The following is a 15,303-nucleotide window of genomic DNA, read 5'->3' as shown; positions in this document are numbered from 1 at the left end:
CCTTACCGAACCTTCGGCCCGCCGGCGAGGCGCTGCACTAGTTGCAGCACGGTCTCGAAGTCGCCTGCCTTGAGTACGTCGATCGGGCGACGGTCGCCTAGGGCGCGTTGCCGGGCGTGCAGCCAGATGTCGATGCCTTCGGGCTTGTAGACGTCGGAGAGTTCTGCGATGACGTACTGCAGCTCCAGTAGCCGGTCGCGCTTGGTGCCCTCGGGCCGCGCGGCGCCGGCGGCCCATTTCTGCACTGCGCGTTCTCCGGCGCCGACGATCTCCCCGATCTCGGTGAGGGTGAGCGCGCGGCGCGTGTCGGCCACGACATGGCGGTAGACGGGGGAGTCTCCGGCCGGATCGTGCGGCGCAGGCTGGGACGCCGCCGCGGCGGTGCGGGTCGGGCTCATCTGACTGGTCTCCTTCTGAGGCAGCGCCGATCGGTCCGTTCGGCCTGCGAGGTAGACGCTATACACTCTCACTGTTCACCGGTAGGTACATCGTCAAGTTCGTGCTAGAGTTCACCCCGCAAGCGTCACAGTTCGGTAACTCTGTGGTTGGAGACCCACCGATGGATCTGTTGATCAGGGCCGGTCGCGGTGACCACCTGCTCGTCAAGGATCTGTGCGCCCCGGCCGCCAGCGGACTGTGGCCCCTGCGGGAGTTGCCCCTCACCGGCGTGGTTGCCGATGCGCAGGTGGCGGTGGAGCGGCCGGGCCTGCGGGAGACTGCGGATGCGGCCGGGGTGCCGTTCTTGGTCGACCCGCTCACCCCGCTGCTGGCCGATCAGCAGTCGCCGAGCAATGGCTGGGCGCGACTGCCGTACGCGACCGCAGACAAGCTGACCCCGGCAGACCTCGGCCACCACGAACTGCAGGACGAACTGATCGACCAGGTGATCGGCTTCCAGCGCGAGCAGGGCGCCACGGTGCTCATTCCGCCCTACGTCTACGTCGACCGGCGAAACAGCGCCTGGCTGGAGGTCAACCGCAGCCTGCTGATCCGGACCGCCCGCTATCTGGAGCGCGAAGACATCGACCTGCCCGTCGCGCCCGTCTTCGCCGCATCCCTGCACCAGTTCGGCCCCCAGTCCACCTGGGCGGCCGGGCTGGACCCGTTCCTCGCAACCGCCGACGAGATGAACACCCGCTACGTGGCGCTGTCGATGTCCTGGTCCAAGCAGCGGGCCGCCAGCTACGACGCCATCGCCACGCTGATGACCGCCACCCAGCACGCCGCCGCCGGACGGCGGGTGCTGTCCTGGCGTCAAGGCCTCTACGGCGCAGCCCTGACCGGCGTGGGAGCCGCCGGCTACGAGACCGGTCCCGGGCACGGCGAGGCCGGCCACTATCCCCAGTTGCTGGCCCGCAAGCGTCCCAGCGACAAGCCCCGCACGGGCGGCGGAGAGGCCAACGTGTACTTCACCGCCTTCGGCCGCAGCCTCGACCGCAGCCATGGCCAGAAGCTGCTCGAGAACCGGCTGCTGCGGGCCACGCTGGTCTGCCCGGAGAGCTCCTGCTGCCCGGACGGCGCCAGCAGCATGATCAACAGCTGGCGCGAGCACGCCGTGCGGGCACGTCAGCGCGAACTGGCCGAGATCGACCGCATGCCCGCCTCGCCCAGCTGGCGACTCAACAAGATCTCCCGGGATGCCGAGCAAGCCGCACTGTCCACCCGGGCGGCGAACGACGTCCTCGCCGAGGCGGGAAACGGCTGGCGGCTGCCCACGGACACCTACCGGCATCTCTCGGACGTAGCCGCCGACATCCGCGCCAACCTCGGCCGGCGAGTGGCGTGACCAGGACGGGCGGTCACCGTCGACTCCAGCGGCGGGCGGGGTGAGCGCGTACTCGTAGCGGCCGGAGCGAGCACCCGGCCGCACCCGGGTCCCCGGGACTGGCTTGGGCACGAGGGCGCTGGACAGCGGCGAAGGCGACCCGGTCGGCCAGTGGCGCCGGCACCCGCAGCGGCTCCGTGCCGGTGCCCGGATCCCACCGGTCGTCGTCCTCCCACGTGCCCAGGCACAGCAGGATCTCTTCCAGGGCGCGCAGCGGCGCCAGCGGCTCGCCGTCGAGGTCGACGACGAGCGGGATGCGCCGCCCTTGGCGGGGTTTGCTCGTTCGGTCCGGGCTGGCCGGCCGCCTGCTCAGCCACGGGCGGACCACCGCTCGGTCGCCGACCGGCCGGTCACGCCGGTGGCCCGGCCGATATCGGCCTCCGAGGCCCCGGCGGCGACCGCGGCGCGGACCGCCTCATCCAGGGCGCGGGCGGCGGCAGCCTGCCGGGCGGCGGCCTGCTCCACCTCCTCCAGGGCCTGCCATCCGGCGATGTGCCGGCGCCATTCGGTCATCACCCGGTGCTCGTCGGCGGCGTCCAGATCGGCCCACGGGCCGGTGACGGCGAGCCGCCGCGCCGCCGGGTCGGCCAGCTCCGGTGGTACGCGGGTCCAGCAGGTGCCGCGCCAGCCGCAGGTGCGGTCGGCGGCCCACCCGACGACCGCCGCGTCCGGGCGCCACTCCCTCCGCCTGGTCGACCACCTCGAGGCGGCCTGGCGGCTGGTGTGCGAGTGGACGATCCCGTCGCCGCGGAGGATCGTGCCGTCGGACCAGAGGCCCTCGGCGGTGCCGCCGTCGCGGTAGGCCAGCCGCACCCGGTCGCCGTCGCGGGGCCCGTCGTCGGGCCGGCGGGCCATCAGCACGCCGCGGGTGCTGGTGGTGCCCGCGCCTTGTGCGCCGTCGGCGAACAGCGGAACGACCCAGCCCTCGTGCGCCTGGCCGTTCACGACCGGGCCCATCCATCCCATGGCTCCTGCTTCCGGTGATGGGAGCGTCGCTGTTCCGGTGCTGCTGGAGCCGGTTCTGTTCGGCTTCTGTGGAGGACCGTCGTCGTCCACAGGCGGGGCTGGCCGCCGGGCGTCACCCGTGTGCCCGCAGTGCGCAGCGGTCCGGTGCCCGGTCCCGCCGCGCTCAGGAAGCGGCTATCGGCGGAGGGGCTGGTCTGCTTGTGCGTCGATCCAGATGTGCAAGTCGGCGCGGCGGTAGAGGACGCGCCGGCCGAGTCGGAAGCTGTTCGGGCCGGTGCCCAGGTGTCGCCAGTACCGGAGGGTGGCGACGGGCGCGCGGAGTACGTCCGCGGCCTCGGTGATGGTGAGCAGCTCGGGCTCGTGGTCGGCGGCGGGGTCGGGCATGGCTGGCTCCGGGGGTCGTCGGTGGTGGGCGGTGTCTTCACCACAGAAGGCGCCATTTCGGGCCCGGTGGTGACACTTCACAGCCAGCTTTCTCGGACGGTCTCCGGTTTTTCTCCTCTAGCGGCCACCGGTGGCGCGTCACCTGCCAGCGACGGAGGCCCTCCGTCTGCCGACGCCGTGGGTCGGCGCCGGGACCGCCGGTGGACAGCCCCGGGACTGCGGCTGGGTTCGCCGTCCCGGTAGGCGGTGTCCCGGGACCGCCTCCAGTTCGTCTGCGGCCGGTGCCCGGTTGTCCGCCGCGACGCTGTGCCTGGCCGACGCCGACCTGCGCCGCCCGCGCTTCCGAAGCGCGTTCTCCCGTAGGCCGACGACAGTCGGGGTACCCGTGTCCCGCGGGACCTGGAGAATTACTGGAGGTCGCTGGTGACTGACCCGGGGTTCCTCCAGTTGTCCTCCAGTCAGCCGATGCAGGCCGTGAGCATTGGGGCGCTCCTGCGCGATCGGCCCCTGTGGACGACGGCTGCTGTGCACAACATCCGGGCGGACGCCCTCGGGCGCGTGCTGGCCTGGCCAAGCTTGACTCATGGCGCTGGACACCTCGCTCGGGGCACGGCGAGACCGCGGGGCCCGTGATCGGTCCGCCAGGGGTCTCCGCGGCGTGTCGGGTGATCGAGGCTCGCTATCCGGTGGGCGCGCCGTCGACGTCGTCGCGCCGGGACCGTTGGGGCGGGCCAGGAGCACCCTTCGGGCCACGCTGCGCGTGGCGCCGGCTGCGCCGTCGTCAAGGTCCGCCTGCGGCGGGCTGTCCTTACTGTTCCCCCGACCCGTCCGGCAGCTCAGCGTAGGGGCCTCCCGCGCCGCCTCCTCCCGACCGGACCAAGATCCTTCCGCCCTTCGGGCGCTCCGCTGCGGAAGCAGTCTTGGTCCGGTCGTCCCCCCGCCGTCGCTCCCGGCCCCTGAGCAGAGCTCTGTGCCGGACGGGCCGGGGGAATGGGTGGCAGGGCACCTGTTCCGTGGTCCCTCCCGTACCGGTGTCGGCTCCAGTTCCGGGACGGTCCAGATGACCAGCACCAGCACCACGATAAGCAGCGCGGCCAGCGGCACGAGCAGCAGTCGGACCGGCAGGGGAAGTCGGAGTGGGCGACCGCAGCTGAGTCCGGCGCAGCGGGAGGCGGCCGACGCCGCCCGGGCGGCGAAGATCGCCGCCCTGCACGACCAGATCGGCGAACAGGTCGAGGCGCCTACTGCTGATCCGACATCCCCGGCCGCCGCAACTCGGCCATTGCCTAACCTCCGCGATGATCTTGAGGCGTTGCATTGACAGGTGAGTCCATCTCGGTCTTCTTTGCGTCGATGCCCGCATGCCAGGTGCCCGGCGGGGTTCGCTCGTTCCTTCCTGCACCAACCTCAGCGCGACGGGATAGAGGTCAGCAGCGGGAGGAGGACAGCGGCGAGCACCGCGTCGGCGTAGGCGTCGTCGACCGGCTGGCCGGTGAGCAGCCAGCGCTGGACGAGCAGGGAGCTGGCCGCCTCGGCCAGCACCGTACCGGCCAGCCCAGGCGGTACCTCCCCGCGCTGTGCGGCGTGCGCCCATACGTGTTCGAAAGCGTGCTGCCAGCCGTCCAGAGGGCCGCCGCGGAACGCCTCGGCGAGGGTGGGGTCGTGCGGAACCGTCGACAGCAGCGACAGGATGGCTGCCCCGGCCGGTCCGTTGATGAGGGCCACCAGCGCGTGCAGTAGATCGCGCAGGTCGCTTCGAAGCGAGCCGGTATCGGGCGGGATGATCTCGGCCTGATTGAGCTCGGCGATGATGTCGATGACCAAGTCCTGCTTGGTCCGCCAGCGCCGGTAGATGGTGGCCTTGCCGACGCCGGCCTGAGAGGCCACGGCGTCCATGGTCAGCGCGCCGTAGCCGACCGCGGCGAGCAAGTGGAGAACAGCGGCCCGGATTACGCCGTCGCGGGTGGGGTCGCGTGGACGCCCTCCCCGGCTGGCCTGCGCGCTATCGGTCGTCGACCCGGACATGGGGAGACATTAGACACTGGAAGATCATTTCTGAAGAACTCGGCGTGACTGCCGGAGACTGCGCTGCTCCGGAGCAGTCTCTTGGGGTGATCTGGAGCTGGCGGCCTGTGGGGGATGGGTCACCGCACGCCGGGTCGGGCCCCATGCCCGAGCTGCTGTCCACGGCGCCGACCGGTCCTTGAGCCACGATGGCCACATCATGGTCACCGCGACCGGTATCGCTGGGGATCAACTGCCGACCGCCGGGGTCGGCTGCTCCAACCTGAACTGCTGGTGGTGTCGCATCCGGACACCGACGACGATGTTGCTGGGTGGGGATCTGATAGGCCCTTGACCGGAGCGGAGAAATCTGGCGAGACGGCAGCTCCTGTTCCCGTCCCCGTCGAGATCAGGAACGATGCTCTGCTGAGGGGCCTTGCCGTGGCCTGCCCGGTGTCCCGGCGCCCTCGCCGTGGAGGACAGCGTGGTGGGGTCGAGCGGTGCCGCGATGGGCTTCGCCTTGTCGCTGTTGCTCCAGGAAGCCGTCCGCTTCTTCGGCTGGTGCGCCGTGGGATCGTTCGCCGTTGGGGTGTGCTGGATGGCGTGCGCGGCCATGGGTGCCAGTCGGCGCAGTGTCGCGGTCGGCCATGGCAAGCCGGAAGAGGACGAGGCCCAACTCCGACGGGAGGCCGCCAGGGGCATCGCCGAGCTCGAACTCTGGCTGGTGGCGCAGCCGCCGCAGGCTCAGGATCCCGGCGGCCCGGGCTGACCGCGAGGCCACGGAGTCTCCGGTGCAACGTGCAAGCGCCTCGGACCGGGTATATGGTTGCGCCATGCAACAAGGCGTGGACGCGGGTGTCTCCGAGCCGTTGGAGCGCATCGAACGCGAGCTGACCCACCTGGTTCAGCGGGCGCAACGGGTCCACCTGCATGCCGAGTCGTCCGGGCAGCCGTTGGAGCGGTCCGCGTACCTGATCCTCGGCCGGCTGCGCGACGAGGGCCCGCTGCGCAACGGTGCGTTGGCGGCGCTGCTCGGCCTCGATGCGTCCACGGTGAGCAGGCACGTGGCGGCGTTGCAGCAGTCGGGGCTGATCGCGCGGGAGGCCGATCCGGAGGACGGGCGGGCGTGCCGCCTGCGACTGACCGAGACGGGGCACCGGGCCGTGGCGGCCACTCGCAAGGCCCGCCGCGGCCTGGTCCGGGAACTGCTCAGTTCCTGGTCGGCGGAGGACCGGAGGACTCTGGCCGCCCTGCTGGAGCGGCTGAACGCGGGGCTGGACGCCCGACTCCCTGGTGCGCAGACGGACCATCCTCCGCCGTCGGCCCAGAGTCAGATCCACGTCTCGGCCTGAGGATTCCCCTGCTGAGACGGTCGTTCCCCCCTCGCACGGCTCGCTACAGAGAGGCCGCACACCCGTGAGTTCGACACCCGCCGACGATCGGCGCGGAACACCGCACACCGCGCCGGTGATGCCGGCCCTGAGCCATCGCCAAATCCTGACCGTGCTGGTCGGGCTCATGCTGGGCATGCTGGTGGCGGCGCTGTCCCAGACGATCGTGGCCACTGCGTTGCCGACCATCGTCGGTGAGCTCGGTGGGCAGGAGCAGCTGGCGTGGGTGGTGTCGGCCACCCTGCTGACCTCCACCGCCTCCACGCCGATCTGGGGCAAGCTGTCCGATCTCTACGGGCGGAAGATCATGTTCCAGTCCGCGATCGGGATCTTCCTGCTCGCCTCCCTGGCCAGCGGCTTCGCGCAGGACATGGCCCAGCTGATCGGTTTCCGCGCGGTCCAGGGCCTGGGTGTCGGCGGGTTGATGGCGTTGTCGCAGGCGATCATCGGCGACGTCGTCAGCCCGCGGGAGCGTGGTCGCTACCAGGGCTACATCGGGTCGGTGTTCGGGATCGCGACGGTCGCCGGCCCCCTGCTGGGGGGATTCCTGGTCGAGCACCTGTCCTGGCGGTGGACGTTCTGGGTCGGCATCCCGGTCGGGATCGCGGCCCTGATCGTCACCGAACGGGTGCTCCAGCTGCCCTTCCCGCGGACCCGGCACGCCATCGACTGGCTCGGCGCGTTCTTCATCGTGGCATCGGTCAGCGCGCTGCTGCTCATGCTGTCCCTGGGTGGCAAGGAATTCGCCTGGAACTCGCCCTGGACCTACGTGCTGGCGGCCGTGGCCGCCGTGATGCTGGCCCTGGCCGTCTGGCAGGAGCGCCGCGCCCGCGAGCCGATCATGCCGCCGCACCTGTTCGCCAACCACACCTTCGTCATCACCAGCCTGGCCGGCTTCGTCGTCGGTGTCGCGATGTTCGGCGCGATCATCTTCCTGCCGCAGTACCTGCAGATCGTCAAGGGCGAGTCGCCGACCGCCTCGGGGCTCCTGACGCTGCCACTCATGGTGGGTCTGCTCGCTGCCTCCATCGGCTCGGGGCGGGCGATCACGGCCACCGGCCGGTACAAGATCTTCCCGGTGATCGGCCTGCTGATCGCCGCGGTGGGGCTGGGTCTGATGAGCCGGCTCTCAGTGGACACCTCGCTGGTGGTGGCCGGGCTGTACATGCTGGTCACCGGGGTCGGCATCGGCCTGGTGATGCAGGTGCTCGTGCTGGCCGCCCAGAACGCCGTGGAGCAGAAGGACCTGGGCGTGGCCACCTCCGGGGCGACGTTCTTCCGGTCACTGGGCGGTGCTCTGGGGGTGGCGGTGTTCGGCGCGCTGCTCACCCATCGCCTCGCCGACACCATCCCGTCCCGGCTCGCCGAGGCCGGCGTCCCGGCCGAGCGGCTCGCCGGCGGAACTCCGACGCTGGGCAGCCCCGAACAGATCGCCGCCTTGCCCGAGCCGGTGCACACCGCGGTCATCACCGGCTTCGCCGACGCGCTGCAGACCACGTTCCTGGCAGCTGTGCCGTTCGCTCTGCTGGGTTTCCTCGTGCTGCTGTTCCTGCGGGAGACACCGCTGCGCCGGCACGCGCAGGAGCACACCACCGGGGAGAACCTCGCCGAGGCCTTCGAGACGGCCGTCGATCCCGACAGCGATCTCGGCCACGGCGACGAGGACCAGGCCGCAGACCGCCCGGCCGCCGACGCCAGGCGATCCGCACCCGTCAGCCCCCCGCGACCGGAGCAGTAGGACGCCGTCGCGTCGGGAGCCGATTGGTCCGGCTCCGCCTGGCCGGTTGGATCGCGCGTCGGTCTCGGCACATGCAGCGGTCGGCCGGGAGAGTGAACCCCTTTCCACCCGTGCTGGCCGGCGCGATGATGGTGGGCAGATAACAAGCGGATCGAGGTCGGCGCGGCCCGAGTGGGCTCACCCGGACGCGTCGTCGGAAAGCGAAACTCCGGAACCCTCAGGGGAGGGGGCGCTGTGCGGCCGGCCGTTCGAGTCGCTCTCTATGCCGGGGCGACATGGGTACTCGACCTCGGCCGGCTGCTGCTGTGGTGCGTCATGACCGGATGCCTCGCGTGGGGCACCACCTGGTCCGGACGCCCCGCCGTGCTGACCGACTGGCTGGCGACTGGTCCGCCCGCGCGTGGACGATCGCGCACGACACCGGTGGCCATCAAGTTGCAGGCAGGCCGAGGAATCGCAGCCTTGGAGTGCTGGCTGGCGGCTGGCAAGCCGCCCCGGGGTTCGGCCCGCCCGCCGAGGCGGGGCGAGTCGGGACCGGCGAACTGATCGTCATCGATCGATAGCGCGTGGCCCGCGGGGCTGCGGAGCGCCGACCGCACGTGGACGGGAAGGTGTGACCTCTTCCCGCCGTTGATCCGTCCTTCTTCCCTTTGCGCCAGTTGAGCTGTCCCCCACGGCTGAGGGTGCCGTCCCGCGAGGTGGTAACAGTGCAGGGCACTGACCGCGTGGGGATCACGTGCAAGGGGCCATCGAGCGATGGTTAGCGGGACCACGCCGATGGTTCTCCTGGAAGGGCACAGCACACGATGGCCCAGGACCAGTCTGCCTGCTCGAGGTGCTCGAGGCACTGAAGGCCGCCGACGATGTCGATGACCGAATCCGTTCGGCGGCCGCCACCATCTACCAAGCGCTAAATCGAGGCCGAGGAGTTGACTTCGGTGATCGTCGGCTGGGATGGGGTCTTGACCTCGGTGACTTGGAAGCCCTGGTAGTCCTTGGACCGGTACTCCCCAGCGCTGCGCGGTCGTTGGCCACACCGCCCACGTACGACACGACGGTCATCTTCTTGCCCGGTGTTACCGGCCGCGTCCGATGACGACGGCGGCGCGTCGGGATGGTTGATCAGTGCGAAGTGCATGAGCAAGCCGCGCCGGTCGCGGACGCGCGGGGCTTGGTGGTCATGCTGCCGCGGCGGTGGTCATGCTGTCGTGACTGTGGTGATGGCGGCCCGGACGGAGGCCTTGCCGACGATCGCCTTGCCGGCGGCGTAGGCGGCGACCGGTGACTGGACGCCGACGTGGTAGACCGTCGGATGCGGCTGGTGGCGACTGCGATAGTTCCGGCCTGGACGTCGGCGACGTGCCGGGCCAGCAGTTGCGCGGCCCGCGGGTTGGTCACCGACCGTGCTGAGCAGCAGGCCGCTGGCCGCGATCCGGGTGCGCGGCCAGTTGGTCGAGTTGGGCGGTGAGGGCGGCCAGTGCGTAGTCCAGGCCCTCGGCTCGATCGCCAGCTCTTCCACGCCGGCGATCTGCGGCGTGCATCACGTCGGAAACCCACGGGCCAACCAGCTCGATGAGGCCGCCGACGCGATAGACGTGGCGCTCGCCGCCGAGGCTTCGGCGCTTCGCTCGGCAGCGACCGTGGCGGCGCTGCCCACCGGACGCTCGGCCGGCCGCCCGGTGGGATGATCCGCACCAGCGGGCGTCGTCGCGGCTGCCAGCGGCCACGGGCTGGCCGGCGCAGCCTTGATCAGCCTGAGAGCCCCCGGGCAGCCGCCTCGGAGTTCTCCAGCAGTAGTCCGGGACAGGCGGGGATCCGGCTACAGGCGGAGCGGTCGGATGGGGGCGAAGATCAACGAGGGGTCGGCGAGCCACTGGTCACGCGGCAGCACATCGACGTAGAGCTCGATCTCGTGGCCGTCGGGGTCGGCGATGTAGAGCGAGTGGGTGACGGTGTGGTCGCTGGCGCCGAGGACGGGGACGCCGTGCCGGTCGAGGTGGCGGACGACCTCGCGCAGCTCCTCGTCGCTCTCGCCCACCTTGAGGCCGAAGTGGTACATCCCGACGCGCCGGCCCGGCGGCATGGGTGCGGCGGAGGGCCCCACCTCGATGAGCAGCAGCTCGTGGTGCGTGCGGCCGGAGCTGAAGGCGGCGGCGGGAACGGGCAGCGGAACGTCTCCGCGCACCTCGTCCCAGCCGAGTACCTCTCGGTAGAAGTGCCGGGACCGGTCGAGGTCCCGGACGTAGAGGACCAGGTGGCCGAGTTCGTGCACGCGCATCGCTGTGGCTCCTTCTCGATGACCTTGGTGTCGCGGGAGGCCAGGGCCTGGTGTCGGAGGCTCAGCCCCGGTCGGTGGCCGTCGCCCCGCGCGCGTAGTCGTAGGAGGTTCTGACCAGGGCGGCGACGACGTCGGCCTCGGCGTCGTCGCGCGGGGCGTAGAGCATCACCGTGCCCGCGGGGATCAGACCGCGCGCGGCGACCGGATGCTGCTCCGCCCACCCCGCGTCGATGGCCTGGCGGGCCACGTCAGGTGGCAGGGCCAGGTGCAGGGAATGGTCGGGAGCGGGGTGCAGGTGGGCGAACTCCGTGCCGAGCATGAACGCCTCCCGGGGCCCGACCGCCTGGTCCGGGGGCAGGGTGAGGGCACGCGCGCCGGGCACCGAGATCAGGCTGTCGGCCCAGACGACGCCGGGCAGGTCGGCGAGCAGCGCCTCGAGCCGCCGGCGCGGCCGGTCGTCGCTCGGCTGCTGCTCCAGCTGCATGTGCGGGTTGGTCGGGGTGGTGGCCGGCCGACCCCCGCTGCGTCGCGGGAGGGAGGCTGCGCCCGCGGTCACGACAGCTCGAACAGTGGTCCCACGACGACCAGGCCGAGGTCGTCGCCGAGCTGGGCGAACAGGCCGAACATCACCAGCGCCGCCCCGGCCAGCGCGAGGTCCTTGAGGAACTGCGTCTGCTCGGTCATCCGGGCCGCAGCCTCGGTCTCGGCCCAGAATCCGTGCATGAGGACCGCGGTGGGGACCAGGAATGCCGCCAGCAGCAACGCGCCGAGATCGGGCCACACCCCGACGGCGACCATGAGCGCGCCGATCACGATCAGCACGCCGCTGGCCGGCACGGCGGCCCCCGCCGCGGGAACCTTCTTGCTGGCCGCGTATCCGGCCATCATCTGGCGTTGGGTGACGTGCGCGATCCCTGACCCCAGGAACAGCACGGCGAACAGGATCCGCCCGATGAGCACGACGACGTCCATACTGGCTCCTGTCACTAACAAGGAGTACTTACTTTCCGTAAGGTGAAGGGATAGCAGGCGCCGGGGATAGGGTCAAGCGTGAGCAGCTCAGGGCCGACAACGGGACGGGTGTCCGTCGAGCGTGCGCCGCTCGACGCCGACCGCGGGTCGGAGTACTGCGCGGTCTTCCACCGGGCGATCGAGCTGATCGGCCGGCGGTGGAACGGCGTCATCGTCCGGGCGCTGCTCGCCGGCGGGCAGCGCTTCAGCGACGTGCGCGCGGCGGTCCCCGGATTGTCCGACCGGCTGCTCGCCGAGCGATTGCGCGAACTGGAGCGCGAGGGGGTGGTGACGCGGTCGCTGCCCTCCTCGGCCGGCGGTTCCTGCTACAGCCTGACGGCCAAGGGGCGGGCCCTCGCTCCAGTCCTCGATGCGGTGTCGTCGTGGGCGGCCGCCTGGGTGGCGACCGGCGGGGCGGAGTCCGGCGACGGCGAGGCGGCGGGAAGCCGCCGCAAGGTTGATCGAGGGAGCGGCCAGGCGACGGATGAGGAGCTGACGCGAGGGTCTCGGAAGCCTCTTGAGGACCCCACGTGACGGCGATGACGGGTCGCTACGTCAGCCATCAGTAGTCCTGGACGGCGGCGGCCTCGCCGAGCCGCAGGCCGGCGAAGGCGTAGGGGCGACGAACGGTCGGAACGCGTCGTCGGTGGCGCGCAGAACGCTTCCCATGGGCGGCGGTGGGCAGCCGCATGACCGCCTCGGTGCGCCGACGGCGGGGGAGGGTGATGCCTGCGCTGGGGTCGTTGTGATCGGCTTGTCGCCGACAGCACCGCGAAAGACGCCGCGCAGGCGGCTCGACCGAACTGATCGTCGCCGGGTCGTTCGGCCAGGTCGCCTGGCTACGGTGGGACGACCGCCAACCGGTCCGGAAGGTGCTGAGGTGCCTCGCCGTTCTTTCCGTCCGGCTGTCATGCCCTATGGCCGTGAACGGCTTCGAGCGTCCGATCCCCGTGGAAGTCCATGCGCAGATCGTTTGTGGACCGTCTCGACGATTCGCCGGTCAGGGTGAACCGATTCTCAGGTGGAGTCGAGCCGCAGGGTGCGCAGGGCGATCCGAGCGAGGCTGCGGGCGGTGGTGGTCTGGTCATCGGCGGGTAGTACGAGATGGCTGACGGCGAGTCGGACCAGGGCGTCCACGCCGTCGGCCAGGTCTTGCGGGTCGAGCTGCGGGAAGTGCTCGGTGAACCAGGAGATCAGGGTTCGGGTGGCGGCGTCGAGCACAGGTGCGGAACGCGTCGTGAGCATGGGCAGCAGCTCGTTGTCGGCGTCGCGTGCAGAGGTGAGGATGGCGCACAGCAAGGGACTGGCGTCGGCCTCGGCGAGCACGTACTCGATTGCTGCGGTGATTCCTCCGGCGGCGTCCTGAGGGTGGGCTTCGAGGGTGCGGGAGATGCCGACGAGAAACCGCTCGGTTTCCTGCATGATCAGCGCTTCCCCGAGGCCCTGTTTGTCGCCGAACTCCTTGTACAACGTCGGGCGCGATACCCCGGTCAGCGCGGCGACATCGCCCACGCGCACCCGCGACCAGCCCTTCTCGACCGTCAGGGCCCGCGCTGCGTCCAGTGCGCGATCGCGCACGTGTTGCCGGAAGGTCAGACGAAGAGGCTCTGCCGCCACTGGCCGCCCCCGTCCGGTCATGTTTGTTCGGTCCTTGACAATTGCCGACAGTCTGTCACAGCCAACTGTCGGAGACTCCTTCCATCGAAGGCCGGTCCTGACAAGTACGAGGTCTGGGTCCATAACTTGACAAAAGTTGGCTGTGTGTCAACCTGGGGCCACCCGTACGGAGCAGACCCTGGAGCCGTGATGACCACTGTTGCCCATCCGCGCGACACCCGCCCCTATGACCCCGCGGACATCTCGTCCCGAGCGTTCTGGTCGCAGACGGCCGCCGAGCGGGAGAAGACCTACGCCGTACTGCGTGCCGAGCGTCCGGTGAGCTGGCACCAGCCGGTCGAGGACATGCTGATGAAGGACCCGAACGACCAGGGGTTCTGGGCTGTCGTGCGCCACGCCGACCTGGTCGAGGTCACCAAGCGGCACGAGGACTTCATCTCGGGCGAGGGCATCGTGATGGAGTCGATGCCGCAGGAACTGCTCGACGCGGGCCAGGGCTTCATCGCGATGGACCCGCCGCGGCACACCAAGATCCGGCGGCTGCTGAGCTCGGCGTTCACCCCGAAGCAGATCCGCCGCATCCACGACCAGATCCAGGCCAACGCCGGGCGCATCGTGGACGACATCGCGACCCGGGGGGAGGTCGACTTCGTCCCCGAGGTCGCGGCTCTCGTCCCGATGCACAACATCTGCGACATGATGGGCATCGACGAGGCCGACCGGACGAAGATGGCCTACGAGGCGCAGTTCGCCGGCGGCTGGAACGACCCGGAGTTGATGGGTGACCAGGAACCCCTCGGCCGCCTGTTCGAGGCCATGCTCTACCTCGGTGAGCTGGCCGGCAGGTACATCGCCGAGCGCCGGCGCAACCCGGGCGAGGATCTGCTCAGCAACCTCGTGCAGGCCGAGGTCGACGGCGAGCGGCTGACCGACGACGAGATCATGTCCTTCTTCGGGCTGCTCACCATCGCCGGTAACGACACCACCCGGCAGAGCACCAGTCACGCGATGAAGGCCCTCACCGACTTCCCCGAGCAGAAGGCCTGGCTCATGGAGGACCTCGACGGCCGGCTCAAGGGGGCGGTCGAGGAGATGGTCCGGTGGGCCACCCCGATCATGACCTTCCGGCGCACCGCGTCCCGCGACTGCGAGCTGAACGGGCAGCAGATCACCCATGGCGACAAGGTGGTCATGTTCTACGCCTCGGCCAACTGGGACACCGAGGTGTTCGACGCGCCCGAGCGCTTCGACCTCTCCCGGAACCCGAACCCGCACGTGAGCTTCGGCGGGGGCGGGATCCACCACTGCCTGGGCAATCAGCTGGCCCGCCAGCAGCTGGCGGCCATCTACCGCGAGCTGCTGACCCGGCTGCCCGACATCGAGGTGTCCGGCGAGCCCTCCTACACGGTCAGCACCTTCTTCCACGGCGTCAACCACCTGCCCGTGCGCTTCACCCCGGAGCGCTGACCGACCCACCCGACCGGAAAGGACACTCCCGTGAGGATCGTGCTGGACGAGAACAAGTGCTCGTCGCTGGGGATGTGTGAGTCGGTGGCCCCGAACTTCTTCGAGGTCGGTGACGACGGCGCACTCAACCTGCTGAACCCCACGCCCCCGGAGGACCGGCGGGCGCTGATGGAGGAGGCCGTCGCGGCCTGCCCCACCAGCGCGCTGAGCATCGAGGAGTGAGGATGGGCGCACCGCGCCCGGAGCACGACGCCGACGTCCTGGTCATCGGCAGCGGCTTCGGTGGCAGCGTCGCGGCGCTGCGGCCGTCGGAGAAGGGCTACCGGGTCACCGTGCTCGAGGCCGGGCTGCGCTTCACCGACGACACCTTGCCCCGGACCTCATGGGATGTCCGCCGGTTCCTGTGGGCCCCCCGCCTGGGGCTCAAGGGGATCCAGCGGATCAGCAAGGTCGGCAAGGTGGTCGTCTTCGCCGGCGCCGTTCTTCCGGGACCGGCAGTGTTCGCACATCACCGACTGACAGGACGAGCTGGCGCCCCGGTACGACCAGGCCAGCCGGATGCTCGGCGTCGTGCAGAAACCCGACGCTCACCGCCTACGACGAGGTGATGCGGTCGGTGGCC

The 15,303-nt window shown here is 70.6% G+C and carries 17 protein-coding genes and 1 pseudogene; 10 read left to right on the top strand and 8 right to left on the bottom strand.

All coding sequences use genetic code 11. The features are described from left to right. Window positions 1-2: 2 nt before the first annotated feature. On the bottom strand, window positions 3-398 hold the full coding sequence (locus GCU60_RS09685; protein ID WP_116451124.1) for an antitoxin Xre/MbcA/ParS toxin-binding domain-containing protein: 396 nt from the start codon (window positions 396-398) through the stop codon (window positions 3-5). Window positions 399-499: 101 nt separating this feature from the next. Here GCU60_RS09685 and GCU60_RS09680 point away from each other — a divergent pair, with 101 nt between their 5' ends. Further along, window positions 500-1,786: a hypothetical protein gene (locus GCU60_RS09680; protein ID WP_163204627.1), complete on the top strand. Its 1,287-nt coding sequence runs from the start codon at window positions 500-502 to the stop codon at window positions 1,784-1,786. 348 nt (window positions 1,787-2,134) lie between these two features. On the opposite strand, the gene GCU60_RS09675 is transcribed toward GCU60_RS09680, so the two are convergent. The 3 genes from GCU60_RS09675 to GCU60_RS09665 form a co-directional block, all read right to left on the bottom strand. Next, window positions 2,135-2,791 carry a hypothetical protein gene (locus GCU60_RS09675; RefSeq protein ID WP_116450880.1) on the bottom strand — a complete coding sequence of 219 codons (657 nt, stop codon included), beginning with the start codon at window positions 2,789-2,791 and terminating at the stop codon, window positions 2,135-2,137. A gap of 174 nt (window positions 2,792-2,965) precedes the next feature. Further along, on the bottom strand, window positions 2,966-3,175 hold the full coding sequence (locus GCU60_RS09670) for a helix-turn-helix transcriptional regulator (RefSeq protein WP_116450881.1): 210 nt from the start codon (window positions 3,173-3,175) through the stop codon (window positions 2,966-2,968). A gap of 1,407 nt (window positions 3,176-4,582) precedes the next feature. Continuing rightward, complete coding sequence (locus tag GCU60_RS09665) at window positions 4,583-5,200, bottom strand: TetR/AcrR family transcriptional regulator (protein ID WP_116450883.1); 618 nt, start codon at window positions 5,198-5,200, stop codon at window positions 4,583-4,585. Window positions 5,201-5,687: 487 nt separating this feature from the next. Here GCU60_RS09665 and GCU60_RS09660 point away from each other — a divergent pair, with 487 nt between their 5' ends. The 5 genes and pseudogenes from GCU60_RS09660 (at window position 5,688) to GCU60_RS19850 (ending at window position 9,996) form a co-directional block, all read left to right on the top strand. After that, window positions 5,688-5,948 carry a hypothetical protein gene (locus tag GCU60_RS09660; protein ID WP_163204625.1) on the top strand — a complete coding sequence of 87 codons (261 nt, stop codon included), beginning with the start codon at window positions 5,688-5,690 and terminating at the stop codon, window positions 5,946-5,948. 64 nt (window positions 5,949-6,012) lie between these two features. Next, complete coding sequence (locus tag GCU60_RS09655; protein ID WP_163204623.1) at window positions 6,013-6,531, top strand: MarR family winged helix-turn-helix transcriptional regulator; 519 nt, start codon at window positions 6,013-6,015, stop codon at window positions 6,529-6,531. Between the two features lie 118 nt (window positions 6,532-6,649). Further along, window positions 6,650-8,308, top strand: a complete 1,659-nt coding sequence (locus tag GCU60_RS09650) for an MDR family MFS transporter (RefSeq protein ID WP_116451125.1) — start codon at window positions 6,650-6,652, stop codon at window positions 8,306-8,308. 806 nt (window positions 8,309-9,114) lie between these two features. Further along, window positions 9,115-9,252 (top strand): annotated as a pseudogene (locus GCU60_RS22070) (IS256 family transposase); the annotation flags it as partial. Between the two features lie 459 nt (window positions 9,253-9,711). Beyond that, window positions 9,712-9,996, top strand: a complete 285-nt coding sequence (locus GCU60_RS19850) for a hypothetical protein (RefSeq protein WP_204261770.1) — start codon at window positions 9,712-9,714, stop codon at window positions 9,994-9,996. Between the two features lie 131 nt (window positions 9,997-10,127). Here the strand turns inward: GCU60_RS19850 and GCU60_RS09640 are convergent, their stop codons facing one another. From GCU60_RS09640 to GCU60_RS09630, 3 genes are all read right to left on the bottom strand, one after another. Then, a complete protein-coding gene (locus tag GCU60_RS09640) occupies window positions 10,128-10,586 on the bottom strand; it encodes a VOC family protein (RefSeq protein ID WP_116450885.1) in 459 nt (152 codons plus the stop codon). Between the two features lie 61 nt (window positions 10,587-10,647). After that, on the bottom strand, window positions 10,648-11,142 hold the full coding sequence (locus GCU60_RS09635; RefSeq protein ID WP_164704465.1) for a luciferase family protein: 495 nt from the start codon (window positions 11,140-11,142) through the stop codon (window positions 10,648-10,650). Continuing rightward, a complete protein-coding gene (locus tag GCU60_RS09630) occupies window positions 11,139-11,558 on the bottom strand; it encodes a DoxX family membrane protein (RefSeq protein ID WP_116450887.1) in 420 nt (139 codons plus the stop codon). Before GCU60_RS09630 ends, GCU60_RS09635 begins: the two co-directional genes overlap by 4 nt. Before the next feature lie 108 nt (window positions 11,559-11,666). On the opposite strand from GCU60_RS09630, the gene GCU60_RS09625 reads away from it, so the two are divergent. Continuing rightward, entirely contained in the window at window positions 11,667-12,131 is a 465-nt protein-coding gene (locus GCU60_RS09625; protein WP_116450888.1) for a winged helix-turn-helix transcriptional regulator, read from the top strand. A gap of 483 nt (window positions 12,132-12,614) precedes the next feature. Here the strand turns inward: GCU60_RS09625 and GCU60_RS09620 are convergent, their stop codons facing one another. Further along, window positions 12,615-13,235: a TetR family transcriptional regulator gene (locus tag GCU60_RS09620; RefSeq protein ID WP_116450889.1), complete on the bottom strand. Its 621-nt coding sequence runs from the start codon at window positions 13,233-13,235 to the stop codon at window positions 12,615-12,617. Between the two features lie 168 nt (window positions 13,236-13,403). On the opposite strand from GCU60_RS09620, the gene GCU60_RS09615 reads away from it, so the two are divergent. Genes GCU60_RS09615 through GCU60_RS09605 form a run of 3 tightly spaced genes read left to right on the top strand, consistent with a single transcriptional unit; the run spans window position 13,404 to window position 15,289 of the window. After that, window positions 13,404-14,681, top strand: a complete 1,278-nt coding sequence (locus GCU60_RS09615) for a cytochrome P450 (protein ID WP_116450890.1) — start codon at window positions 13,404-13,406, stop codon at window positions 14,679-14,681. A 30-nt stretch (window positions 14,682-14,711) separates the two neighbouring features. Next, window positions 14,712-14,903, top strand: coding sequence for a ferredoxin (locus GCU60_RS09610; protein ID WP_116450891.1), 192 nt, complete (start codon window positions 14,712-14,714; stop codon window positions 14,901-14,903). Between the two features lie 2 nt (window positions 14,904-14,905). Beyond that, entirely contained in the window at window positions 14,906-15,289 is a 384-nt protein-coding gene (locus GCU60_RS09605; RefSeq protein WP_275585492.1) for an FAD-binding protein, read from the top strand. Window positions 15,290-15,303: the final 14 nt, after the last annotated feature.

This window comes from Blastococcus saxobsidens, from assembly GCF_010682065.1.
In the GTDB taxonomy this organism is placed as follows: Bacteria; Actinomycetota; Actinomycetes; order Mycobacteriales; family Geodermatophilaceae; genus Blastococcus; species Blastococcus saxobsidens_B.
This window is presented reverse-complemented; position numbering and strand designations above follow the sequence as displayed.

What these genes read in the sequence shown, in the direction of transcription:
- GCU60_RS09630 (WP_116450887.1), bottom strand. Translation starts at nt 11,558, where the DNA reads ATGGACGTCGTCGTGCTCATCGGGCGGATCCTGTTCGCCGTGCTGTTC.
- GCU60_RS09660 (WP_163204625.1), top strand. Translation starts at nt 5,688, where the DNA reads ATGGGCTTCGCCTTGTCGCTGTTGCTCCAGGAAGCCGTCCGCTTCTTC.
- GCU60_RS09670 (WP_116450881.1), bottom strand. Translation starts at nt 3,175, where the DNA reads ATGCCCGACCCCGCCGCCGACCACGAGCCCGAGCTGCTCACCATCACC.
- GCU60_RS09665 (WP_116450883.1), bottom strand. Translation starts at nt 5,200, where the DNA reads ATGTCCGGGTCGACGACCGATAGCGCGCAGGCCAGCCGGGGAGGGCGT.
- GCU60_RS09675 (WP_116450880.1), bottom strand. Translation starts at nt 2,791, where the DNA reads ATGGGATGGATGGGCCCGGTCGTGAACGGCCAGGCGCACGAGGGCTGG.
- GCU60_RS09685 (WP_116451124.1), bottom strand. Translation starts at nt 398, where the DNA reads ATGAGCCCGACCCGCACCGCCGCGGCGGCGTCCCAGCCTGCGCCGCAC.
- GCU60_RS09650 (WP_116451125.1), top strand. Translation starts at nt 6,650, where the DNA reads ATGCCGGCCCTGAGCCATCGCCAAATCCTGACCGTGCTGGTCGGGCTC.
- GCU60_RS09615 (WP_116450890.1), top strand. Translation starts at nt 13,404, where the DNA reads ATGACCACTGTTGCCCATCCGCGCGACACCCGCCCCTATGACCCCGCG.
- GCU60_RS09605 (WP_275585492.1), top strand. Translation starts at nt 14,906, where the DNA reads ATGGGCGCACCGCGCCCGGAGCACGACGCCGACGTCCTGGTCATCGGC.
- GCU60_RS09655 (WP_163204623.1), top strand. Translation starts at nt 6,013, where the DNA reads ATGCAACAAGGCGTGGACGCGGGTGTCTCCGAGCCGTTGGAGCGCATC.
- GCU60_RS09640 (WP_116450885.1), bottom strand. Translation starts at nt 10,586, where the DNA reads ATGCGCGTGCACGAACTCGGCCACCTGGTCCTCTACGTCCGGGACCTC.
- GCU60_RS09620 (WP_116450889.1), bottom strand. Translation starts at nt 13,235, where the DNA reads ATGACCGGACGGGGGCGGCCAGTGGCGGCAGAGCCTCTTCGTCTGACC.